19 protein-coding genes are annotated in these 22,507 nt (G+C 50.8%); 12 read left to right on the plus strand and 7 right to left on the minus strand.

The window, feature by feature from the left end:
* Positions 1 to 3 precede the first annotated feature (3 nt).
* Positions 4 to 2,559: an alpha-glucan family phosphorylase gene (gene glgP / locus ABO04_RS09345; RefSeq protein WP_160810409.1), complete on the minus strand. Its 2,556-nt coding sequence runs from the start codon at positions 2,557 to 2,559 to the stop codon at positions 4 to 6.
* A 39-nt stretch (positions 2,560 to 2,598) separates the two neighbouring features.
* Positions 2,599 to 3,144: an oligoribonuclease gene (orn, locus tag ABO04_RS09350; RefSeq protein WP_160810410.1), complete on the minus strand. Its 546-nt coding sequence runs from the start codon at positions 3,142 to 3,144 to the stop codon at positions 2,599 to 2,601.
* A 158-nt stretch (positions 3,145 to 3,302) separates the two neighbouring features.
* On the opposite strand from orn, the gene ABO04_RS09355 reads away from it, so the two are divergent.
* Genes ABO04_RS09355 through rsgA form a run of 3 tightly spaced genes read left to right on the plus strand, consistent with a single transcriptional unit; the run spans position 3,303 to position 5,835 of the window.
* The gene (locus ABO04_RS09355; protein ID WP_160810411.1) at positions 3,303 to 4,571 is read left to right on the plus strand and encodes a M48 family metallopeptidase; all 1,269 of its coding nucleotides are present in this window, start codon (positions 3,303 to 3,305) and stop codon (positions 4,569 to 4,571) included.
* Positions 4,568 to 4,909 (plus strand): 4a-hydroxytetrahydrobiopterin dehydratase, encoded by a 342-nt coding sequence (locus tag ABO04_RS09360; protein ID WP_160810412.1) that lies wholly within the window; start codon positions 4,568 to 4,570, stop codon positions 4,907 to 4,909. The genes ABO04_RS09355 and ABO04_RS09360 overlap by 4 nt, the downstream gene beginning before the upstream one ends.
* Positions 4,906 to 5,835: a ribosome small subunit-dependent GTPase A gene (gene rsgA, locus ABO04_RS09365; protein ID WP_160810413.1), complete on the plus strand. Its 930-nt coding sequence runs from the start codon at positions 4,906 to 4,908 to the stop codon at positions 5,833 to 5,835. The genes ABO04_RS09360 and rsgA overlap by 4 nt, the downstream gene beginning before the upstream one ends.
* Positions 5,836 to 5,950: 115 nt before the next feature.
* On the opposite strand, the gene ABO04_RS09370 is transcribed toward rsgA, so the two are convergent.
* The 4 genes from ABO04_RS09370 to ABO04_RS09385 form a co-directional block, all read right to left on the minus strand.
* Entirely contained in the window at positions 5,951 to 6,511 is a 561-nt protein-coding gene (locus tag ABO04_RS09370) for a YggT family protein (protein WP_160810414.1), read from the minus strand.
* Between the two features lie 196 nt (positions 6,512 to 6,707).
* Positions 6,708 to 7,520 carry a pyrroline-5-carboxylate reductase gene (gene proC, locus ABO04_RS09375; protein WP_160810415.1) on the minus strand — a complete coding sequence of 271 codons (813 nt, stop codon included), beginning with the start codon at positions 7,518 to 7,520 and terminating at the stop codon, positions 6,708 to 6,710.
* 81 nt (positions 7,521 to 7,601) lie between these two features.
* Positions 7,602 to 7,817, minus strand: a complete 216-nt coding sequence (locus ABO04_RS09380) for a DUF2905 domain-containing protein (RefSeq protein WP_164504329.1) — start codon at positions 7,815 to 7,817, stop codon at positions 7,602 to 7,604.
* Positions 7,818 to 7,850: 33 nt separating this feature from the next.
* Positions 7,851 to 8,312: a DUF5658 family protein gene (locus ABO04_RS09385; RefSeq protein ID WP_160810416.1), complete on the minus strand. Its 462-nt coding sequence runs from the start codon at positions 8,310 to 8,312 to the stop codon at positions 7,851 to 7,853.
* Between the two features lie 351 nt (positions 8,313 to 8,663).
* Here ABO04_RS09385 and rpmH point away from each other — a divergent pair, with 351 nt between their 5' ends.
* The 9 genes from rpmH (at position 8,664) to ABO04_RS09430 (ending at position 20,747) form a co-directional block, all read left to right on the plus strand.
* Positions 8,664 to 8,798 carry a 50S ribosomal protein L34 gene (rpmH, locus tag ABO04_RS09390; protein ID WP_160810417.1) on the plus strand — a complete coding sequence of 45 codons (135 nt, stop codon included), beginning with the start codon at positions 8,664 to 8,666 and terminating at the stop codon, positions 8,796 to 8,798.
* Positions 8,799 to 8,809: 11 nt separating this feature from the next.
* The gene (gene rnpA / locus ABO04_RS09395) at positions 8,810 to 9,178 is read left to right on the plus strand and encodes a ribonuclease P protein component (RefSeq protein WP_160810418.1); all 369 of its coding nucleotides are present in this window, start codon (positions 8,810 to 8,812) and stop codon (positions 9,176 to 9,178) included.
* The gene (gene yidD, locus ABO04_RS09400) at positions 9,175 to 9,384 is read left to right on the plus strand and encodes a membrane protein insertion efficiency factor YidD (RefSeq protein WP_160810419.1); all 210 of its coding nucleotides are present in this window, start codon (positions 9,175 to 9,177) and stop codon (positions 9,382 to 9,384) included. The genes rnpA and yidD overlap by 4 nt, the downstream gene beginning before the upstream one ends.
* Before the next feature lie 90 nt (positions 9,385 to 9,474).
* Positions 9,475 to 11,358 (plus strand): membrane protein insertase YidC, encoded by a 1,884-nt coding sequence (gene yidC, locus ABO04_RS09405; protein ID WP_160810420.1) that lies wholly within the window; start codon positions 9,475 to 9,477, stop codon positions 11,356 to 11,358.
* 46 nt (positions 11,359 to 11,404) lie between these two features.
* Positions 11,405 to 12,760, plus strand: coding sequence for a tRNA uridine-5-carboxymethylaminomethyl(34) synthesis GTPase MnmE (gene mnmE / locus ABO04_RS09410; protein ID WP_160810421.1), 1,356 nt, complete (start codon positions 11,405 to 11,407; stop codon positions 12,758 to 12,760).
* A gap of 160 nt (positions 12,761 to 12,920) precedes the next feature.
* Positions 12,921 to 14,636 carry a class I SAM-dependent DNA methyltransferase gene (locus ABO04_RS09415; RefSeq protein ID WP_160810422.1) on the plus strand — a complete coding sequence of 572 codons (1,716 nt, stop codon included), beginning with the start codon at positions 12,921 to 12,923 and terminating at the stop codon, positions 14,634 to 14,636.
* Positions 14,626 to 16,041 (plus strand): restriction endonuclease subunit S, encoded by a 1,416-nt coding sequence (locus ABO04_RS09420; RefSeq protein ID WP_160810423.1) that lies wholly within the window; start codon positions 14,626 to 14,628, stop codon positions 16,039 to 16,041. Before ABO04_RS09415 ends, ABO04_RS09420 begins: the two co-directional genes overlap by 11 nt.
* A complete protein-coding gene (locus ABO04_RS09425; RefSeq protein ID WP_164504330.1) occupies positions 16,041 to 17,570 on the plus strand; it encodes an RNA-directed DNA polymerase in 1,530 nt (509 codons plus the stop codon). The genes ABO04_RS09420 and ABO04_RS09425 overlap by 1 nt, the downstream gene beginning before the upstream one ends.
* Before the next feature lie 12 nt (positions 17,571 to 17,582).
* Positions 17,583 to 20,747, plus strand: coding sequence for a type I restriction endonuclease subunit R (locus ABO04_RS09430; RefSeq protein ID WP_160810424.1), 3,165 nt, complete (start codon positions 17,583 to 17,585; stop codon positions 20,745 to 20,747).
* 135 nt (positions 20,748 to 20,882) lie between these two features.
* On the opposite strand, the gene ABO04_RS09435 is transcribed toward ABO04_RS09430, so the two are convergent.
* Positions 20,883 to 22,373, minus strand: coding sequence for an alpha-amylase family glycosyl hydrolase (locus ABO04_RS09435; protein ID WP_160810425.1), 1,491 nt, complete (start codon positions 22,371 to 22,373; stop codon positions 20,883 to 20,885).
* Between the last annotated feature and the right edge of the window lie 134 nt (positions 22,374 to 22,507).

Raw genomic sequence — 22,507 nt, forward strand, 5'->3', positions numbered from 1 at the left:
CCGTCACAGCCATACCATCCTGCCCATCTCCAGAGGGTGAGTCAGCAGCGGATGGTGAGGGTAGACACGCAGATAGTACTGTTGCCTGCCGCACAGTTCGGGTATGTGGCTCAATTCGAACTGATGTTCGTTTGATTCGAGGGTACCGGTACATTCCAGCCGGAAATGCTGAAACTGATCAAGCTTGGTTTGATTGTATTGCCGCGAGAGCAGTAATTCCACAACAACATCTTCTGGTCGCAGACCGTTTAACTTTACGGCGAGTTTAAAATGCAGGACATCACCAAATGCAAGTTGCTTGCCGGGCGTATCTAACCTTCGTATGCTTACGCCGTCCCATGCTGCACTGATTCGTTTTTTCCAGGCGGAAATCTCTTGAGCGACGGCAAAATTATCCTGGCTGTAGCCTGCACCCTGCTGGCTGGCGAGTGTGTAAAATTTTTGGATATATTCTCCAACCATACGCCTGGTTCCATACTGTGGCAGCAGGGAGGACATTGAGTGTTTGGCCATGTTCACCCATTTGGTCGAGTAACCGAACTTGCCGTGATCGTAGTAGAGTGGAATAACTTGGTCCTGCAGAATTTCATAGAAAGCCCGGCCTTCTTCTGCGTCGCGTAATGAAGCTTCCATATTTTCAGAAACGGGTTTGATGCCCCACCCATTTTTGCCATCATAGCCTTCACCCCACCAGCCATCCAGGATGCTCAGATTAAGTGTACCGTTGATTCCTGCTTTCATTCCCGATGTACCGCTGGCTTCCAGTGGGTAGATTGGATTGTTGAGCCAGACATCAACTCCTGATACTAGGCGTCGGGCAAGGCGCAAATCATATCCCTCGATGAGCAGGATGTGTCCCCTGAATTCCGGCATATCTGCGATCTGATAGATACGCCGGATCAGCTCTTGCCCGGGTAGATCAGCCGGATGGGCTTTACCGGCAAAAATGAGTAATACTGGACGTTCGGGGTCGAGCAGCAGTTTACGTAGCCAGTTAAGATCCCGGAACAGCAGCGTGGCGCGTTTATAGGTGGCGAAACGGCGTGCAAAGCCGAGTGTCAGTATGTTCGGGTTGACCGGATCGGTAAATCTGAGCAGGCGATCGAGATGGGCTTCAGAGCCATGGTTGCGTAAATTTTGCTCGGTCAGGCGTGCACGGATACCGTAAAACATTTGCGATTTCAGGCTTTGCCGTACACTCCAGAATATATGATCCGGAATATCATGAATGCCTGACCAGAATTCGGGGTCGTGTTGTTTGTTGGGCCATTGCGAACCCAGACGACGATCAAACAGATCTGCCCATTCCTGTGCCAGGAATGTCGGCACATGAACGCCATTGGTAACATAGTTGATTGGGTTTTCTTCCGGCTCGATCTGTGGCCACAAATCCCGGCAGATATTGGCGGAGACATCTCTGTGGATTCTGCTGACACCGTTATGCATGCGCGACATACGGATGGCCAGCGCAGTCATATTGAAATCATAGTTGTTCGAAGTGTGACCAAGTGCCATGAATTCTTCCCGGGAAATTTTCAGTTCGTGCCAAATATCCTGAAAATAATGATGCATCATGTCTTCCGGGAAATGATCATGGCCCGCCGGAACAGCTGTATGGGTGGTGAAGATCGTATTGACTGCTACTGCTTCTGCTGCGCTGGCAAAATCCAATCCTTGTCGTACCAGCTCAAGCGCACGTGCCAGCATCATGAAGGCGGCGTGACCTTCGTTACTGTGCCAGATTGTGGGTTTGATATTCATCTCTCTGAGTGCATACACTCCCCCCACACCGAGAATGATTTCCTGCTCAATGCGCATGGTTTTGTTTCCGCCATAAAGCTGATGTGTGATCAGGCGATCATATTCGGAATTATCCGGAAGATCCGTGTCGAGCAGATACAAACTGACATGCCCAATTTGAGCTTGCCATACTTTGACCGTAATAATCCGTCCGGGGAATTGCACGGATATCCGAACTTCAGAGCCATCGTCATGCAATACCGGTTTTACGGGCAGATCCTCGAAATCCGAATCGCAGTAAACAGGTTGCTGATTACCTTGGCCATCAATCGTCTGGAAGAAGTAGCCCTGCCGATAAAGCAGCCCAACTGCCACAAAGGGGAGGCACAGATCGCTTGCTGCTTTGCAGTGATCTCCCGCCAGGATACCGAGGCCACCGGAATAAACCGGCAGACTTTCATGAAAACCGAACTCGAAACAGAAATATGCGACCTGGTCGCGGACACTGAGTCCCTTGACGGTCTGGTGGCGGGAAGGCTCTGAATGATAGGAGTCATAAGCAGATAGAACGCTATTGTAGTGACTGAGGAAAGACAGATCTTTTTCTGCCTGGAGTAGCAATGATTCATCTACTCGCCTGAGAAATGCCTTGGGGCTATGCCCTACAATTTCCCATAGTTGTAGATCCAGCCGTGAAAACAGAGCACGTGTAGCCCGGTCCCAGCTATACCACAAATTGTTCGCCAGCTCTTCCAGGCGAGCCAGGCGTTCGGGTATTTTCGGATTGACTGTCAGTGTAAATTCAGTGCGTTGAGTCATTCTTTTAGCTCTTCTTGTAATTGATGGAAACAGAGGTGTTCAGATGTTGAACAGATGTTGGCGATAGTATTTGAGTTCCTCTATCGAGTCGTAAATATCAGCCAGTGCTTCATGTTTACCTTGTTTGTTAAACCCCTGGACAATTTCGGGTTTCCAGCGTTTGGCTAATTCCTTGAGTGTGCTGACATCCAGATTGCGATAATGGAAATAGGCTTCCAGTTGTGGCATGCATCTGGCCAGAAAGCGCCGATCCTGGCAAATGGAGTTTCCACACATAGGGGAGATGCTGGTCGGGATATAGGGTTCCAGAAATGTCAACATGCGTGACTCTGCTTCAGCCTCACTCAGTGTGGAAGCCTTCACCTTATCGATCAGGCCGGATTTACTATGCGTGGACTGGTTCCATTTATCCATCCCGTCCAGGACACTGTCCGGTTGTGAAACGACCAGTACCGGTGCTTCTGCCAGTGTGTTGAGCTGCGCATCTGTGACAACCAGCGCGATTTCGATAATGCAGTCAGTATTCGGATTCAGACCGGTCATTTCCATGTCGATCCAGATAAGGTTGTTATTGTCTTGTGCCATAATTCTGAATGTTTGTTGCGTGAATTTTCAAGATAAGATTGTGTCACATCCAAGTATACTCGTCGTAACCGGTCTGTTTTCCCTGTTTCCCAGGGAGGGTGCATGAGGCGTAAAATCCCGGCATGCCCTGTTCAGATATTTAATTTTCAGGTGGTTTCATGCATATTTTCACAATTGTTTTTATTTTTGCACTGATATTGACTACGTTGGCGCAGTTTTGGCTGGCAGCCCGGCACATACGTCATATAACGGTAAATCGCAACCAGGTTCCGGATGCATTCGCTTCACAGATCGATTTATCTGCTCACCAGAAAGCAGCTGATTATACCTGCGCAAAAGTACGTCTGAGCTATCCGGGTATTCTGCTTAACGTGGGATTGTTGCTGGTGTTGACACTGGGTGGTGGACTGGAATGGCTGTCGGACTTCTGGTCTTCCTGGTTCAACGATCCGCTGTGGCATGGAATGGTGCTCATTTTTAGTGTATTGGCCTTACTGAGTATTGTTGAGGTTCCTTTTAGTTATTACCGTATATTCGTCATTGAACAGCAATACGGATTCAACAAGATGACACCAGCCATGTTTTTTGCTGATCTCGTCAAGCAGTATGCGCTGGGTGCACTGCTAGGTGCACCATTGTTGCTGGTTGTCCTGTGGTTAATGGAAAAAACAGGGGATAACTGGTGGTTATATACCTGGTTGATCTGGATAGGCTTTAATCTGTTTCTACTGGCAGTTTATCCTAACTGGATTGCGCCGCTGTTCAACAAGTTTTTACCGCTGGAAAACGATGCACTCAAGGCCCGTATTGAGAATCTGCTGCAGAAATGCGGTTTTGAATCCAGTGGATTGTTCGTTATGGATGGTTCCCGTCGCAGCAGTCATGGCAATGCCTACTTTACCGGGTTTGGTAAAACCAAACGGATTGTATTCTTTGATACGCTGCTGAGTCGTCTGGAAGCTGCAGAAATCGAAGCGGTACTGGCACATGAACTGGGCCATTTTAAGCGGCGTCATGTGCTGAAGCGGATTGTGCTGTCATTTGCAATCAGTCTGCTGTTTCTATGGGTATTGGGTTATCTGATGCAGCAGCCATGGTTTTATTCCGGATTGGGTGTCCAGGTAGCGGAGGTGCCATCAACGGCTATGGCGCTGTTGCTGTTTTTTTTGGTGATGCCGGTGTTTACCTTTTTGTTGCAACCGCTATCCAGTATCTATTCGCGTAAACATGAATTCGAAGCAGATGAATATGCAGCTCAACAAGCATCAGCAGCAGATATGATTGAGGCACTGGTCAAGATGTATCAGGACAACGCTGCGACGCTGACACCTGATCCACTGCATTCTGCTTTTTATGATTCGCACCCGCCAGCGGCGATCCGGGTTGCGCATCTCAAGAAAATAATTACAGCGGGAGTGGCAGCATGACCAATGTCTGTAATCTGACCGACCGGAAATGCAAGCCGTGTGAGGGAGGCGTGCCGCCACTCAAGCAAGAAGAAGCTGAAAATCTGTTGAAGCAGCTGGAGCAGGACTGGCAACTGGTGAATAATAAAATCAGCCGAGTTTTTTCTTTCAAAAATTATTACCAGACGATGGCTTTTGTAAATGCTGTCGCCTGGATATCACACCGGGAGGATCATCATCCCGATATGTTGGTTGGTTACAACCAGTGTCGCGTGGAATATACGACGCACGCCATCGGCGGATTATCGGAGAATGACTTTATCTGCGCGGCGAAAGTCGACATGCTGCTTATATCTTGAGAGCTGGAGACGCTGGCAAGAATAAAACCGGTTCGCCAGTGTCCGGCAGGGTTATTGCAGCCTATGGCCGCCGTTTTGAGGTTGAAACTACACATGCCACTATTTATTCCTGCGTGGTGCGCGGGAAGAAAAAGGGAGTGGTGTGTGGTGATCGAGTTGAAATTCTTGTGACAGCAGATGGCCAGGGTATTATCGAAACAGTTCTACCTCGTTCAAACCTCTTTTATCGGAGCGAGTCCTTTCGTGAAAAACGGATCGCAGCCAATGTTACGCAGCTGGTCTTTGTGCTGGCGGTTGTTCCGGCCTGTAATTTTGAATTGCTCGATCGTTGTCTCGTTATTGCTGAAAACCAGGGGATCAACCCACTCATTTTGCTGAACAAGATCGATTTGGTTGATCAGGATGCGCACCGACAGGTCATTATGCAGAGCCTGATGTTCTACCGGGAGCTGGGGTATTCCGTGCTGGAGATCAGTGCTGAAACCGACGTTCAGCCACTTGTTCCGTTATTGAGCGGGCAGATCAGTCTATTGGCGGGACAATCCGGCGTGGGTAAGTCTACGCTGCTTAACGCGCTCATTCCGTTGGCGCGACAGGCAACTGCAGAAATTTCCGATGCGCTGGATAGCGGGCGACACACGACCACTCACGTTCGTCTTTTTCATTTCGATGCGGATAGCAGCATCATTGATTCTCCCGGTTTTCAGGAATTTGGCTTACAACAGCTGGATGAGGAATCCCTGGCATGGGGGTTTATCGAATTCCGTCCTTTTTTGCGGCAGTGCAAGTTCCGCAATTGCCGGCATGTTTCAGAACCGGGCTGCAAATTGCTGCAAGCAGCTCAGGAAGGCGTTCTGAATTCACGCCGGTTAGCTTGTTACCATAAGTTGATAAAGAGCATAAGAACCTGTTCAAGATTTCATTGAAGGGCGCAGTTGGAATCGAGCTTGGAATGCCTGATTTCGAATATATTCTGCTTCTTCATTTGATTTTGCTCTACGCTGCCCTTCTTAATCGGGATCTTGAACAGATTCTGCAAATCTAGAACATGTGCGCAATCTGGCGCTGTAAGTTTTCCGTGGCCATCATCAGTATTTGTAGCAAAATCAGGGCAAATAATGGCGAAAGATCAAAATTGGCGACAGGAGGAATAAACCGGCGCAGCGGTTCCAGTACGGGCCCGGTAAAGATTTCCAGCACAGGTGCCAGCGGGCTGTGTGGATTGATCCAGGACAACAGGGCTTGCACAATGATCGCAATGAACAGAATGTTAAGCGTCATGCTGGCGAGCTTAACCAGCGCCAGCAGGGCAAATGCGAACATGCTGATACTTGTACCGGAACCTGCCAGCAGACTGATACCGATCAGAATGATGAATTGAGCTAACCAGGCCAGTACAAAAGTGGATAAATCAAGCCCTCGCCAGCTGGGGATTATTCGGCGCGCGGGCTTCACAATAAAATCTGTAATGGTTACCAAAAATCTTGCAACCGGATGATAGTACGGAATACGTGACCACTGCACGTAAAACCGCAGCAATAAAGCCAGAGAAAACAGACCAAGGACGGTGTCCAGCAAAAATATTATTATTTGATTGGGCATGGTTTATTCCGTTGAAAGTTATGAACACTTCTAAAAATGAATTCTTCAGGTAAATCACAGTGTGCGATCATGTGGGACATGATCAGAGGTTCTTTAGTGTGATTTATCCGGTGCTGCGTTTCGTGCATAACTGGATTGTGAGTACCTGTTCAAGAGTATTCTTGCAATTGTTTGGTATCGTAGTCTGTAAGTCCAATTAAGTACGGCTGAACTGTTCACCCATTTGTCGGGAACGATCGTGGGCGATATGCATGGCGCGGATAAATGCCCCCTTGATATCGGACTGTTCCATGCTCAGTAACGCCTGTTCGGTCACTCCGCCCTTCGAGGTTACACGTGTTCTCAGTGTCGCGAGTGTGTCATCACTTTGTATAGCAAGACATGCCGCACCCAGAAATGTCTGCATTGCAAGCTGTTTTGAGGTATCAGTTGTCAGACCCAATTCTGTTCCAGCTTGCTGCATCGCCTCCAGAAAATAGAAGACATATGCCGGGCCACATCCTGACAAAGCAGTGACGGCGTCCAGCTGTTCTTCTTTAGCTACCCAGACTACAGATCCGGTTCCTTCCAGAATTTTGGTGGCCTGTTCTTTCTGGCGGGCGTTAACACGAGGTAGTGCGTATAAGCCGGTTATGCCCTTTCCGATCAAGGCAGGTGTATTCGGCATGGCGCGAATGATCAGCTCATGTTGATTCAGCCACTGGCTCAGATCGTCTGCGCGAACCCCTGCCGCAATTGAAATGACAAGCTTGCCCTGGAAAAAGTGTGCTGCTGTACTTACTGCGGCGTGTAATTGTTGCGGTTTTACTGCCAGAATAACGATCTCGCTGTTTTGAATGCCATCGGCGACTGATGCGGTGACTATAATGCCGTATTCCCTGGCAAGTTGCTGTTGTTGCTGCGTATCAATTTCTACAACGTTGATCTGTGAAGGGGGATGTCCATGGCGGATCAGGCCACCAATCATGGTGCTAGCCATATTGCCCCCACCGATAAAGGTAATATTCATGAATAATCCTGATTTATGTGGATATATATGGTAGTGATAAGATCAGCTTGGCTCCGGAGAATAGTGAATTTACAGAAACATTTACTTCTTGAACAGATTGATAATCACACTCAGAATGATACTGACGATCAGCATGGAGGTGATGGGTATGAATACTTTGCTGTGTCGGGTTTCAATATGGATATCTCCTGGCAGTTTTCCAAACCAGCTGAATAATCCAGGAGCCAGGTGTAATACTGCCCCGATAACGAGCAAGATGATGCCAGCCAACATAAGCCAGCGTACAATCGGTTCCATATCGAACTCAGTCTTCCATGCCGGTAAAAATGGTTACACATGCATAAGCTGCAGCAGCATCAGTTCATAACTGATCAGACAGGCGTAACCCGATAAAAACAGATAGAGCAGGTGCCGGCACCGGAATCCTGCGTAAAGCCGCATTTCATGATGTATGGTCAATATGATTGCTGCCAAAGCAGTCAGTGCCAGTTTGGCGCAAACAAATTTCTGCATACTTTCCTCGATCAGCGCTGCCATGAAATAATTAAGCTCTGTTCCGCCGTCAGACAATATATTGATTGTTAAAAAAGCATCTGCTGCGCTGAGCAGTACGATGCCAAGTACACAGGCGACAAGATGCCATCCGTATTGATCGACATAAGCTGCACCATGGTCGGAACGTCGCTGCGCAATCCGTCTGCCTTGCCTGAGTCCCAGCTGATAAGGACAAGAAAATGAAATTTCGGCTCGCCTTTCCCACAATCGCTGATCTATTACCAATTGATTTGCCATTGTTATCTTTCCTTATTCGTATGCTGTAGCCTGATTGATTTGCGTGAATTTACCCGATACCTTACCTCATTTATGAGGGAATAAAGTGTAAAGATGCCAATCCGGCTGCGCAATATTACTGATATTCGCTACTTGAAATCTGCCAGTGCGTAATAAACGGGTTGCGTCATTTGTATTTCATCCGGCAACAGCGGTGTTGCTGAAAACACGTGTGGCGAAAACCTGCCGGATTAAGATATACTACTCGGCCCTGAAAGGATTGAGTCGGCAGTGTTTCTATGTTTGTCTGTGTGAGGAATCTGTCGGCTGCTCTTCGTATTTATAGTCAATAAAAAATAGGCATTTTATAAAATGAAACGTACCTATCAACCATCTGTTATCAGCAGAAAACGTACTCATGGATTTCGTGCTCGCATGAAGACGCGCGGCGGCAGAGCCGTTATTCGTGCGCGCCGGGCAAAGGGGCGAGTCAAGCTCAGCGTGTAAGGTAATGTTTTTTGATAACAGAGCATATCTATTCATTACCCAAACAGTGCAGGTTGCGAAAAGCGGATGAGTTTCGCGCTGTACTGAGAAACCGAACTGTGTTCGAAAGCCTTTCTCTGCGATTGCATATAAAAAAGACAAAGCCGGTCAGCAATGGCTGTGCACGTATCGGTTTGATCGTAGCCAAGAAGATCGAACGAAAGGCGGTCAGAAGAAATCGTATCAAACGATTGATCAGAGAGGCGTTTCGCAAGCATCGGCAAGCGGTTCAGGGTATGGATTGTGTTATGCAGCTACGGCGATCCGTGGAACCATCAGATTCTGCACATATCTATCAGGAAGCCATCATGCTTTTACAGAAAGCAGCCAGGCAATTATGAAGCAGCTGATCATCGGCCTTATTAAACTTTACCAATACAGCATTGGTCTCCTGATTCCACCTTCCTGCAGGTTTTACCCAACCTGTTCAAATTATATGCAGGAAGCATTGATAAAGCATGGCCTGATAAAAGGACTGTGGCTGGGCACAAGCCGAATATTGCGCTGCCACCCCTGGAATCAGGGTGGTCATGATCCTGTTCCGTAAATGGCTGATATGCCCATAACAGCCGTCTTTGCCTATCATATTCTTAAAGCGTTTTACTAAAACTTTTTCGCATCCCCGAGCTTCAGAAAAATGGACAACAAAAAAATCGTACTGCTTATCATTTTTTCGACATCACTGCTGTTTTTATGGGATGCATGGATAAAAGAACAGGAAAAATTCAACACCCCTCCCTCTGTTGCGGCTCAGGTGGATTCCGTAACCGGGGATGCACAATCTGGAAATAGCGATGGTCTTCCTGCTCCGGGGAGTGAACTCAGATCATCACAAACAGGATCGGACCTGGATGGGATTCCTTCAAGTGGAAATGTAACTGATTCAGTCACCCCACGTTTACTACCTTCGACTGAACAGATACGCGTTGTTACCGACACAGTCATTGCAGAAATTGATACCACTGGAGGTGATTTGCGGAAGCTTGAACTGCTTCAGCAACCTTCCTCTGAAGATGAAAACGTACCTTACGCTCTGTTGCATAATGAAGCCTCACGTACCTATGTTGCGCAGTCCGGTCTGGTGGGTGAAGGTTTACCCAACCATAAAACGATTTACCAGGCAGAATCGGATGTACGCAATTTCGAATTGGCTGCTGGTGAGGATAAGGTTGTCGTTCGCCTGCTGGCACCCAAAGTTCAGGGTGTTCAAGTTATAAAGACCTATACCTTTCACCGTGACAGCTATGTGATCGATGTGGGTTTCGAGGTAAAAAACGAAACGGATGCCACCATCCGTCCGTTCGCTTATTTCCAGATGTTGCGTGACAATGTTCCGCCACCAACACATACCATGATGATTCGCAGCTTTCTGGGCGCTGCTGTTTATACTGACGAAGAAAAATATCAAAAAATTCCATTTGAGGATCTGGATAAAGGCACGGCAGATTACCCGGCCAATGCAAATAATGGCTGGATCGCCATGTTGGAACATTACTTCCTGACCGCGTGGTTGCCACAGCCAGAAACCCCCCGGGAATTTTTTGCCAAACGGCAAAGCGAAAATCTTTATACAGCCGGTGTGATTGTGCCTGCCGGCGTCATTGCGCCTGGTGAGTCTGTCTCAACGACCATGCCGCTTTATGCTGGTCCGGAGGAGCAGGATACCCTTGCCGAACTGGCACCCGGCCTGGAATTAACTGTTGATTATGGCTGGCTGACCGTGATTGCCAAGCCGCTGTTTCGTCTACTTTCTTTTTATCATTCATGGACGGATAACTGGGGAATGGCAATTATTCTTCTGACCATAACCGTCAAACTGTTGTTCTTCCCGCTGTCTGCAGCCGGTTACCGATCCATGGCCAGATTGCGCCTGGTAACGCCAAAATTGAAGCGTATTCAGGATCAATACAAAGGTGATCGGCAACGCATGCACCAGGCGATGATGGAGTTTTATAAAGCGGAAAAAATTAATCCGATGGGAGGCTGTTTTCCCATACTGGTACAAATTCCGGTTTTTATCGCACTCTACTGGACGATACTTGCAGCAGTAGAATTGCGTTACGCGCCTTTTATACTTTGGATCGATGATTTATCTTCTCCAGATCCTAAATATTTGTTGCCGGTTCTGATGGGTATTTCCATGTTCATACAGACCAAACTGAACCCGACTCCGACGGATCCAATGCAGGCAAAAATAATGCAGATCATGCCTGTTGCTTTCAGTGCTATTTTCTTCTTCTTCCCGGCCGGTCTGGTTTTGTATTCACTGGTTAACAATATTTTGTCGATTGCACAGCAATGGAAGATTACAAAAATGTACGGGACTGCTCCCGCCAAGGACACTCCTGAAAAGGGTACTTCTGAATCTCCCGTCAGTGATCAGGTAAGCGATTCAGAGCAACATACCGAAACTGAAACAACTGATACCGACAGTTCGGCTGATAATCCCACGCCTCCCAAAACACCTAGAAAACCTGTTTCTCATTCAAGGAAGATGTACAGAAGGACGAGAAAGAAATAAGTGTATTTATAATTTTTTCTTTTGATCAGGCGTTCCTGTCGCCCCGGTGAAGAATGATGACACCATTGCAGCGATTGCTACGCCACCCGGTCGTGGCGGCATTGGGATAATCCGGATCTCGGGAAAAAATCTGAAACCGCTTGCCCGGGAAATCCTGGGTAAGCTTCCCGATCCGCGTCATGCAGGCTTATTCAGCTTTCTTGATCAGAACGGTCAGATCGTCGATCAGGGAATCGCGCTTTACTTTCCCTCTCCCCACTCCTATACCGGTGAAGAAGTGCTGGAACTGCAGGGGCATGGCGGCCCTGCCGTCATGAATCTTCTGCTGGATCGCTGCCTTCAGCTGGGTGCTCGCCTGGCGGAACCCGGTGAGTTTACGCTACGCGCTTTTCTCAACGATAAACTCGATCTTGCACAAGCTGAAGGCGTCGCGGATCTGATCGCAGCCAGTACCGCCAATGCTGCACGCTGTGCAGTACGCTCATTGCATGGAGAATTCTCAGCAACGATTCACCAGCTTGTCGATGCTCTGATCGATCTGCGTGTGCTGGTCGAAGCAACGCTTGATTTTCCGGAAGAAGAAATCGACTTTCTCCAGTCAGCGCATGCTGCAGAACAACTGACGACGATTCAAGCCAAGCTGGAACAGGTACTGGTCGCATCCCGTCAGGGCAATCTGCTGCAGGAAGGTATCAAGGTTGTACTGGTGGGGCAGCCCAATGTAGGCAAATCCAGCCTGCTCAACCGTCTTGCCGGTGACGAGATTGCCATTGTCACTGATATCCCTGGTACGACAAGGGATACTGTCCGGCAATCAATCGAAATCGAAGGAATTCCGCTGCACCTGATTGATACCGCAGGGTTGAGAGAAACCAGCGACATTGTTGAGCAGCACGGAATTGCCCGTACCTACGCCGCAATCGAACAGGCTGATCTGGTATTGCTGCTGGTGGACAGCCGCCACGGTGTAACAGAGGAAGATCGCTCCGTACTGGCGCGCCTGCCGGAACGGCTGCCAGTACTGACCGTCCACAACAAGATCGATCTGTCAGCACAGCCTCCCCGCATAGAAGAGAACACATCCGGAACCACCATTTATCTTTCAGCCAAAAACGGTGAAGGCATGGAATTGTTACGGACTGCACTGCTCAAAACTGTCGGCTGGCAAGCCAACATTGCCGGAGAAGGCGCCTATATGGCTCGCCAGCGCCACCTGCAGGCATTACTACAAACAAAAGAACTGCTGGAAAGAGCAGCTGCCTGGCTGCATCATGCAGATCAGCTGGAAATACTGGCCGAAGAATTACGCCTCGCACAACAGGCCCTATCCTCCATCACCGGCGAATTTACCAGTGATGATCTGCTGGGCGAGATTTTTTCCAGTTTTTGTATCGGAAAATAACAAGCCTTCCTGGCTTATCGAAATACCCCGAATCCGGATCAGCCGGATAAAAAGCAGGAAAATCACGGGTATAAAGAAAAATATGAAATCAGACCTTTGTGATAAGGTTAATGATCATTACTGTTCTATTCCAACTGCATAAATCCATCATTCTTTGGGTATGAAACCTATCGAACAGCAATTTTTCAATAATCTGGAAAAGAAACTCTGGACCGCTGCCGACAAGCTTCGCTCCGCCCTCGACGCTGCTGTTTACAAGCATATCGTGCTGGGGCTGATTTTCCTCAAGTATGTTTCCGATGCCTTCGAGGAACGGCAAAAAGAGCTACGTGAACAGTTCACCCATCCAGGCCATGACTACACCATGGATCCGGACGAGTACGGCGGTGCGGGTACGCAGGAGTACGAAGACAACATCGCCGCTGAGCTGGAAGTGCGCGACTACTACACCGAGAAGAACGTGTTCTGGGTGCCCGTGGAAGCCCGTTGGCAGACGCTGCGCGATTGCGCGCAACTGCCGCCCAAGGCAGCGCTGCCGTGGAACAAGCCCGGCAAGGACGAGCCGGAGGAAATGCGCTCGGTCGGCTGGCTGATCGACAACGCCATGGAAGCCGTCGAGCGTGAGAATGCCCGCCTGAAGAACGTGCTCAACAAGGACTTCGCCCGCGTGCAGCTCGACTCCAGCAAGCTGGCCGGGCTGATCAGCCACTTCTCGGATACCGACTTCGCTGCCCGTGAATACAAAGGCCAGCCGCTGGATCTGAAATCCAAGGACATCCTTGGCCACGTCTACGAATACTTCCTGGGCCAGTTCGCCCTGGCCGAAGGCAAGAAGGGCGGCCAGTACTACACGCCCAAGAGCATCGTCACCCTGATCGTGGAAATGCTTCAGCCGTTCAAGGGGCGCGTGTATGACCCGGCCATGGGCTCCGGTGGGTTTTTCGTGCAGAGCGAGGAGTTCATCGAACAGCACGGCGGCAAGGCCGCCAATGGCAAGAGTGGACAGATCAGCGTCTACGGGCAGGAAAGCAACCCCACCACCTGGCGCCTGGCCGCGATGAACATGGCCATCCGTGGCATCGACTTCAACTTTGGCACAGGCCCGGCCGACACCCTACTCAACGATCTGCACCCGGACCTGCGCGCCGATTTCGTCATGGCCAACCCGCCCTTCAACATGAAGGAATGGTGGAACGAAAAGCTAGCCAACGACCCGCGCTGGATCGCCGGCACGCCGCCGCAAGGCAACGCCAACTTCGCCTGGTTGCAGCACATGCTCTGGCACCTGGCGCCCACCGGCAGCATGGCGCTGCTGCTGGCCAACGGTTCCATGAGTTCCAACACCAACAACGAGGGCGAAATCCGCAAGCGGCTGGTCGAGGACGACTACGTGGAATGCATGGTCGCGCTGCCCGGCCAGTTGTTCACCAACACCCAGATTCCTGCCTGCATCTGGTTCCTGACCCGCGACAAGCAGAATGGCTTCGCACTGGACAAGAAGAAGCGCGACCGGCGCGGCGAATTCCTGTTCATCGACGCCCGCCAGATGGGCTACATGAAAGACCGCGTACTGCGCGACTTCACGCCGGATGACATCCAGAAAATCGCCGACACCTTCCATGCCTGGCAGCAGGGCAAAGGGTACGAGGATGTCCCCGGCTTCTGCAAATCCGCCTCACTGGAGGAAGTGCGCAAGCACGAGCATGTGCTGACGCCGGGGCGCTATGTGGGTGCGGCAGAGCAGGAAGATGATGGCGAACCCTTTGCTGACAAGATGCAGCGGCTCACGACGCAATTGGCGGAGCAGTTTGCAGAGAGCGCGAAGTTAGAAGCGGAGATCAAGGCGAATCTGAAGGGGCTTGGGTATGGCATTTGACATCTCCTCTTTTGGGATTGCTGAAAGCAGCCTTCCAAGCGGCTGGAAAATTGATCACATTAGCTCATTGGCAGATATAAACCCGGAACAAGTTGGAAGGACGTATCCACACAGTACGATTGCCTACCTTGACATTGGAAACGTCGCATCGGGATCAATAGGACCGCCCGAGACGATGCCCATTCACAATGCACCAAGCCGTGCAAAACGTCTTGTTCGTTCAGCGGACATAATAATATCTACCGTGCGACCTGGTAATCGTGCATATGCGTTAATGCGTGAAATCCCAGACAACCTTGTGGTTTCGACGGGGTTTGCAGTCCTGAGAGCGAAAAATTCGGTTAATCCGAGGTTTTTATACCATCTAGTTACAAGCAAACCACTTATTGAATATTGGGCTTCGATAGCTGATGAGAAATCGGCATATCCATCGATAAATCCAAGTGATATAGCCGAGTGTTTTGTCCCAATTCCATCGCTTCTTGAGCAAAATGCTATAGCCCATATCCTTGGGACCTTAGACGAAAAAATCGACCTCAACCGCCGCATCAACCAAACCCTCGAAGCCATGGCGCAAGCCATCTTCAAATCTTGGTTTGTCGATTTCGACCCGGTAAAAGCCAAAATCACCGCCATCGAACAAGGCCAAGACCCGCTACGCGCCGCCATGCGCGCCATCAGCGGCAAAACCGACGCCGAACTCGACCAGATGCCCCGTGAACACCACGACCAACTCGCCGCCACCGCCGCGCTGTTTCCCGATGCAATGGAAGAGTCGGAGTTGGGGGAGATTCCGAAGGGGTGGGGCTTTCGTCAAATAGCTCAATTTGGTGAGGTAGTGTGTGGCAAGACACCCGCCAAAAGCAATCCAGATTACTTCGGTCCAGGCACGCCATTTATAAAGATTCCGGACATGCACAATAATGTGTATGTCACTCAGCCATCTGAGCAACTCACTGTACAGGGAGTTGCATCGCAACCTAAGAAAACGATCCCGCCAGGTTCAATTTGCGTTAGCTGTATAGCGACGGTTGGTAAGGTAGTCTTGGTTCACGAACCATCTCAGACGAACCAACAAATTAACAGCATCATTCCGAAGCGACCCGAATACAGCTTTTATCTATATTTCCAGATGCTAGAAAAGCAGCAAGAGTTTGTTGATTTGGCAAGCGGAGGGAGTGCGACTTTGAATATGAATACTTCTACTTTCTCAAAAATAGAAACTCTATTGCCTGGCGATGGAATTATAAAAAAATTCAGCGAGAGCGTCGCGTCCGTTTTTTCTGAAATTCTTGCTAATCAAAAACAGGCTGATAATTTGGCGGCGCTTCGCGATGCCCTCCTCCCCAAGCTCCTCTCCGGCGAGTTGTCTATTCCAGATGCTGCAGTTGAAGGTGATAAGTAATGGCTTCTAATCAACTAAGCTCTACACCTGAAGCAGTGAGCCCAACCCGAAAATCAGTCCTTGATTTGAATTTCGACGAAGTGAGAAATTTCTTCCTAAAGGCCGAGAGCTACTGCAACTTAGACTTTCCGCCCTACATTCGTTTTGACGAATTGATTAATAAAGTTGTCGAAATTCTAAATAAAAATAGCTTGTCTGGATACTCTTCCAAGCCACGTGATCATGATGGCCTGAATTATACAATTCTTAATAATAAGGATGGTCGGTATGCGTGGCGCCCTTTTCAGCTTATTCACCCAGCTTTGTATGTTTCTCTGGTGCACCAATTAACAACGGAGCCAGCTTGGCAATTATTGCGTAATCGTTTTTCAGAATTCTCATCAAATCCAAATATAACCTGCTTAAGCTTGCCTGTTGTTTCTCTGTCAACTGAGAAAGACAAGGCCGAGCAGATATCCCATTGGTGGCAAGAAGTAGAGCAACGCTCAATTGAGATGTCTCTTGAGTACGAGTACTTGCTCGAAACCGATATAACGGATTGCTATGGGGCAATCTATACTCACTCTATCGCTTGGGCAATTCACGGCAAAACGGAAGCAAAAGCAAAGCGCACAGACAAGTCTCTGTTAGGCAACCAGATTGACTCTCATATTCAGGACATGCGTCACGGCCAAACCAATGGCATTCCGCAAGGATCTGTCCTGATGGACTTCATTGCAGAAATAGTATTGGGATTTGCAGATCTTGAGTTGGCAAAAAAAATCAATTCGGCAGAAATTGTTGACTACCGAATTCTACGCTACAGAGATGATTATCGGATTTTTGTCAACAACCCACAGGATGGTGAGCAGATTCTCAAGTTTTTGACCGAGATCACTATCGACTTGGGCTTAAAACTCAATCCTGGAAAGACAAAGGCAAGCAGTGATGTTGTTCGATCTTCCATAAAAAATGACAAGATGGCATGGATTGCTCGAAAGCATACGGAAAAAAGCATTCAAAAGCATTTGTTCATCATTCATGATCATGCAAGCCAATATCAAAATTCTGGAAGCTTGGCGGTCGCATTAAATGACTACTTTAAGCGTATCTCACGCTTAAGAAATATTGATCAAGTAATGCCATTAATTGCGATAGTCACCGATATCGCTTTTCGTAACCCTCGAACTTATGCTATCTGCGCTGCGATTCTCAGTAAGTTGATAAACTTCTTGGTGGAGGATAGTGCAAAACAAGCTATCTCAGAAAAAATCAGAAAAAAATTCGATTGCATCCCGAATACGGGATATATGCAGATATGGATTCAGCGGGCTACTCACTTGGTGTCAGATCAAATTCAGTTTGATGAACCTATTTGCAAACTCGTCCTGGGAGAAGATATCCAAATTTGGAATTGTGATTGGATTTCAAATAATAGCCTTAAGAAGGCGATTCTTAACACAAAAATAATTGATAAAGCCAAGCTTGCTGATATGGATCCAGTCATGTCGATTTCAGAGATTGAGCTATTTTCTTCACAGAATTATTGAGTGAGCTAGTCTATGAGTGTGAATGAACAACAGCTCGAAGATGCTGCTATCGGCTGGTTCCGGGAATTGGGCTGGCATTACGCGAGTGGCTTGGACATCGCACCAGATGGAGAAAGCCCAGCTCGTACCGACTACCGCCAAGTGGTGTTGCGCGAACGCCTGCTGGTGGCGCTGGCCCGCATCAACCCGCACATTCCCGCCACCGCGCTGGAGCAGGCGGTGCATGAGTTGCTGACGGTGAGCGAGCCGCTGCTGATCGCCCGTAATCGCCGTGTGCATCGGCTGTTGCTGCCCGGCATTCCGGTCGAATTTTCCCCTCATGGTGAAAAGCGCGATGAAAAGCGCAACGATCTGGTCAATCTGATCGACTTTGCCGAGCCACGCAACAATGACTTCCTGCTGGTCAGCCAGTTCACCGTGGGCGGCACCAAGCAGCCGCGTCGCCCGGATCTGGTGGCCTTCGTCAACGGCTTGCCGCTGGCGGTGATCGAGTTGAAGAACCCGGCCAACGAGCAGACCGACATCTGGGATGCCTTCAATCAGATTCAGACTTACAAAGAGGAAATCAGCGAGCTGTTCAACAGCAACGTGGCGGTGGTGGTCAGCGACGGCTTCACGGCGCGGTTGGGTTCGCTGACGGCGAATCAGGAGCGCATGCAGCCCTGGCGGGCGATTGCCAATGAGGACGACCGCCCGCTGCTGGAGTTCGAGCTGGAAACGCTGGTGCGCGGTTTCTTCAAGCCTGCGCTGTTTCTCGACTATGTGCGCCACTTCGTGCTGTTCGAGCAGGATGCCGACCGGATTATCAAGAAGATCGCGGGCTATCACCAGTTCCATGCGGTGCGCGAGGCGGTGAAAGCCACGGTGATCGCCGCCAGCAATCCGCACAAGGGTTTGCTGGAAGTGCAGGAGCCGCGCGCCACCTATGGCAAGGAGGTGCAGCCCGGCAGCCGCAAGGCCGGCGTGGTGTGGCATACGCAAGGCTCGGGCAAGAGCATCACCATGGCCTGCTACGCGGGCAAGCTGTTGCAGCAGCCGGAGATGAAGAACCCCACGTTGGTGGTGGTGACCGACCGCAACGATCTGGATGGGCAGCTGTACGGCACCTTCTGCGCGGCCGAAGACCTGCTCCGGCAGACGGCGGTTCAGGCGGGCAGCCGCGAGGAACTGCGCGAGATGCTGGCCTCGCGCGAGGCGGGCGGCATCATCTTCACCACGGTGCAGAAATTCGCCCTGCTGGACGACGAAGAACAGCACCCGCTGCTGTCGGATCGCAGCAATATCGTGGTGATTTCCGACGAGGCGCACCGCAGCCAGTACGGCATGAAAGGGCGGCTGGACACCAAGACCGGCAAGTACGTGTTCGGCTACGCCAAGCACATGCGTGACGCGCTGGCCAACGCCACCTTCATCGGCTTCACCGGCACGCCCATCGCCCTGGAAGACAAGGACACGCGGGCAGTGTTCGGCGATTACGTCAGCATCTACGACATCCAGGATGCGGTGGACGATGGCGCCACGGTGCCGATCTACTACGAAAGCCGCTTGGCCAAGCTGGATGTGAACCAGGCCGAGATCGACGCACTGAACGCCCAGGTGGATGAGGTCATCGAGGACGAGGAAGACTTCACCGCCCGCGAGAAGACTAAGAGCGATTGGGCCGCACTGACCAAGCTGGTGGGCGCGCAGCCGCGTCTGGAACAGGTGGCTGCCGACCTGGTACAGCATTTCGAGACACGCACCGCCACGCTGGAAGGCAAGGCGATGATCGTTTGCATGAGCCGCGACATCTGCGCCGAGCTGTATAACGCCATCGTTGCCTTGCGTCCGAATTGGCACGACGCTGACCCGGAAAAAGGTGCAATCAAGGTAGTGATGACCGGCTCGGCAGCGGACAAGCCCTTGCTGCAGCTGCACCTGTACAGCCAGCAGGTGAAGAAACGCCTGGAAAAGCGCTTCAAGGACCCCGCAGACCCGTTGAAGCTGGTGATCGTGCGCGACATGTGGCTGACTGGCTTCGACGCGCCCTGCTGCCACACCATGTACGTGGACAAGCCCATGAAGGGCCACAACCTGATGCAGGCCATTGCCCGCGTCAACCGAGTGTTTCGCAACAAGCCCGGTGGATTGGTGGTGGATTACATCGGCATCGCCAACGAGCTGAAAGCGGCACTCAAGACCTACACCGAGTCCAAGGGCAAGGGCGACCCGGCGCACAACGCAGCCGAGGCCCTGGCGGTGCTGCTGGAGAAGCTGGACATCGTGCGCGGGCTAATGCACGGCTTCGACTACAGCGGGTTTGAGACCCATGCAATGAAACTGCTGGTCCCGGTAGCCAACCATATCCTGGGCTTGAAGGACGGCAAGCAGCGCTTTCTCGATGCCATGCTGGCCGTGAGCAAGGCGTTTTCCCTGTGCAGCACGCTGGACGAAGCTGCCGCGCTGCGCACCGAAATTGCCTTCTTCGCCGCTGTCAAGGCTGCCATCGTCAAGTTCACCACGGTGGATCGCAAGCGTTCCGACGCGGACAAGAACAGTGCGCTCAAGCAGATCCTGGACAACGCTATCGTGGCGGACGGGGTAGCGGACATCTTCGCCCTGGCGGGCCTGGACAAGCCCAACATCGGCCTGCTGTCGGAAGAATTTCTGGAAGACGTGCGACAGATGAAGAGCCGCAACCTGGCGGTGGAACTGCTGGAAAAGCTGTTGCGCGACGAGATCAAGGCGCGGGCGCGTAACAACGTAGTGCAGGAGAAGAAGTACGGCGACCGCCTGCTGGAAACCTTGCGCAAGTACCACAACCGAGCGGTGGAAACGGCGCAGGTCATCGAGGATTTGATCCAGATGGCCAAGGACTTCCAGGCGGCGCTGGCACGTGAAGCCGCGCTGGGGCTGAATCCGGACGAGATCGCCTTCTACGATGCGCTGGCCAACAACGAAAGCGCCGTGCGGGAGTTGGGCGACGACACCTTGAAAAAGATCGCCGTCGAGATCACCGAGAAACTGCGCAACAGCACCACCGTGGATTGGCAGGTACGCGAGAGCGTGCGCGCCAAACTGCGGATTCTGGTGCGGCGCACGCTGAAGAAATGGAAATATCCGCCCGACAAACAGCCGGATGCAGTGGAACTGGTGCTGAAGCAGGCGGAATTATTGTCGAACATGTGGTCGGGGTGAGATGATCCGGATTTCCAAGGGCATCCACACAGACATGAATCCTGGTAGTCAGTTTGCCATGCGAGCGACCGATCGCTGGATTACCACTGTTTTTTGGTGCGTCGGCAATTTGCGTTAATCCGTATTGTTTCGATGTTAAAGAACCGGCTGTTTTTGCAGAACGCGATATCTCCAGGCAGGCAGTTCAAAATACAGGCGGGTAACAGATTCCTGCTGAACGGATAACGATTCATCCGGGTGTATCAGACTCTGCCAGTTGCTGGTTTTCGTTTCCCGTGGCGATTCTGTGAATTCCAGCCGACATCGGCCTGGTTGCGGGGCGTAGTTGACGATAACAAGCAGTGCATCGTCCTTTTCTTGCTGCCGCCACTGCCAGGCAATACAGTTTTCCCAGCTGTTGTCAGCTTCCCGGATGGGCAGGCAGGGCAGCAGCGTCCAATCCCCGTTGCGGAGCAATGGTTTACGCAGAATCTGCAGTAATTGCTGATAAAAAATGTTCAGTTCAGGATCAATTGATTCTTCCAGAGCCCGGCACAAATGGATCGAGGTGTGTATGCGCTTGCCTGTCAGCTGTCCGGCCTGGAAAAAACGCAAACCGGGCGAGAGATAGGTGGTGATGGCGGCTGCTTGATGTATCGCTGCGGGAAAGGCCGTGGCGGCACGCTGTTCATCGTGGTTTTCCAGAAACCGGGCCAGTTTGCGCTGATAATCCAGATCGGCTGTCAAATGAGCATGCACGGGATGGGCTGTTTGCGCCAGCAGACGATCATACAAGCGTTTGTCATAAGCGTAGTCAAATCCATCCTGCTGCAAGGCCCATCCCAGATCCCAGTACACTTCCGCCAGAAAGAGAAAATCCGGAAACTGTGCGCGAATTGTTTGGATCGCTGAGGGCCAGAAAGGCGACGCGGAGCGCTGCCAGGTACGTTCAAAAATTTTCGGTAATAACAGCATGGCCACGTCGCAGCGTACACCGTCACACAGTTGTGCAATGTTCAGCAGTTCTGCCTGCATGGCCTGGTGCACCGCCGGGTTGCTGTAATCGAGCTGCAGCGTATCCGGCCAGCCGGCAAAATAGGGATCACGGCCATAGGCAAAAATCTGTGGTGCTGAATCTGCAGCATCAGATCCGAGTGCAATGTAGTTTTGCGGTTCGCGTGCCAGATCTTCCCGTGTCCCGTGAATATAAAACTCCGGATGGGTCTGCGCCCAGGCGTGATCCAGTGCGGTGTGATTGGGAACGAAATCGAGCATCAGGCGCAGCCCGCGTGCATTGAGTTTGCTGCGTAACTGCTGTAGTGCCGCGTTCCCGCCCAGTTTTTCTGCAACCTGATAACGGGTGACGGCAAAAGGGGAGCCGCAAATATCTGTTTCGGTCAGATCTGGCAGACAGGCTTTGAAATCATCCTGCCAGGCAGGTTGTGTGCGGGAGACCTGACGCCCCGCTTGTCCGGTCTCCCAGACACCGAGCAGCCAGAGCCAGTCAAACCCCAGTTCAGCCAGCCGGTCCCATTCGCTGTCCGGCCAGTCGTTCAGTGGCAGCGGTGACGCCGCGTTGTGCGAGAGCTTATGCTGTCGAACGCGAGCATTGAGCTGATAAAGGAGTGGATAAGCAGGGGTGGACATTTATTTTTATCCAGTAGTAATTATTCCATTTCTAAATCAAGACTGACTTTGTCGGCTTGCCTTGCCGTATTATTTATACTGTCTGTGGTTCACCTTCGTGTCATTTTTGATTTGGAAATGGAATCAGGCAGATG

This window comes from Nitrosomonas sp. HPC101 (assembly GCF_009833125.1).
Classification (GTDB): domain Bacteria; phylum Pseudomonadota; class Gammaproteobacteria; order Burkholderiales; family Nitrosomonadaceae; genus Nitrosomonas.

Coding starts and splice junctions, on each gene's coding strand:
- glgP (WP_160810409.1), bottom strand. CDS start 2,559: ATGACTCAACGCACTGAATTTACACTGACAGTCAATCCGAAAATACCC.
- orn (WP_160810410.1), bottom strand. CDS start 3,144: ATGGCACAAGACAATAACAACCTTATCTGGATCGACATGGAAATGACC.
- ABO04_RS09355 (WP_160810411.1), top strand. CDS start 3,303: ATGCATATTTTCACAATTGTTTTTATTTTTGCACTGATATTGACTACG.
- ABO04_RS09360 (WP_160810412.1), top strand. CDS start 4,568: ATGACCAATGTCTGTAATCTGACCGACCGGAAATGCAAGCCGTGTGAG.
- ABO04_RS09370 (WP_160810414.1), bottom strand. CDS start 6,511: ATGCCCAATCAAATAATAATATTTTTGCTGGACACCGTCCTTGGTCTG.
- proC (WP_160810415.1), bottom strand. CDS start 7,520: ATGAATATTACCTTTATCGGTGGGGGCAATATGGCTAGCACCATGATT.
- ABO04_RS09380 (WP_164504329.1), bottom strand. CDS start 7,817: ATGGAACCGATTGTACGCTGGCTTATGTTGGCTGGCATCATCTTGCTC.
- ABO04_RS09385 (WP_160810416.1), bottom strand. CDS start 8,312: ATGGCAAATCAATTGGTAATAGATCAGCGATTGTGGGAAAGGCGAGCC.
- rpmH (WP_160810417.1), top strand. CDS start 8,664: ATGAAACGTACCTATCAACCATCTGTTATCAGCAGAAAACGTACTCAT.
- yidD (WP_160810419.1), top strand. CDS start 9,175: ATGAAGCAGCTGATCATCGGCCTTATTAAACTTTACCAATACAGCATT.
- yidC (WP_160810420.1), top strand. CDS start 9,475: ATGGACAACAAAAAAATCGTACTGCTTATCATTTTTTCGACATCACTG.
- ABO04_RS09415 (WP_160810422.1), top strand. CDS start 12,921: ATGAAACCTATCGAACAGCAATTTTTCAATAATCTGGAAAAGAAACTC.
- ABO04_RS09420 (WP_160810423.1), top strand. CDS start 14,626: ATGGCATTTGACATCTCCTCTTTTGGGATTGCTGAAAGCAGCCTTCCA.
- ABO04_RS09425 (WP_164504330.1), top strand. CDS start 16,041: ATGGCTTCTAATCAACTAAGCTCTACACCTGAAGCAGTGAGCCCAACC.
- ABO04_RS09430 (WP_160810424.1), top strand. CDS start 17,583: ATGAGTGTGAATGAACAACAGCTCGAAGATGCTGCTATCGGCTGGTTC.
- ABO04_RS09435 (WP_160810425.1), bottom strand. CDS start 22,373: ATGTCCACCCCTGCTTATCCACTCCTTTATCAGCTCAATGCTCGCGTT.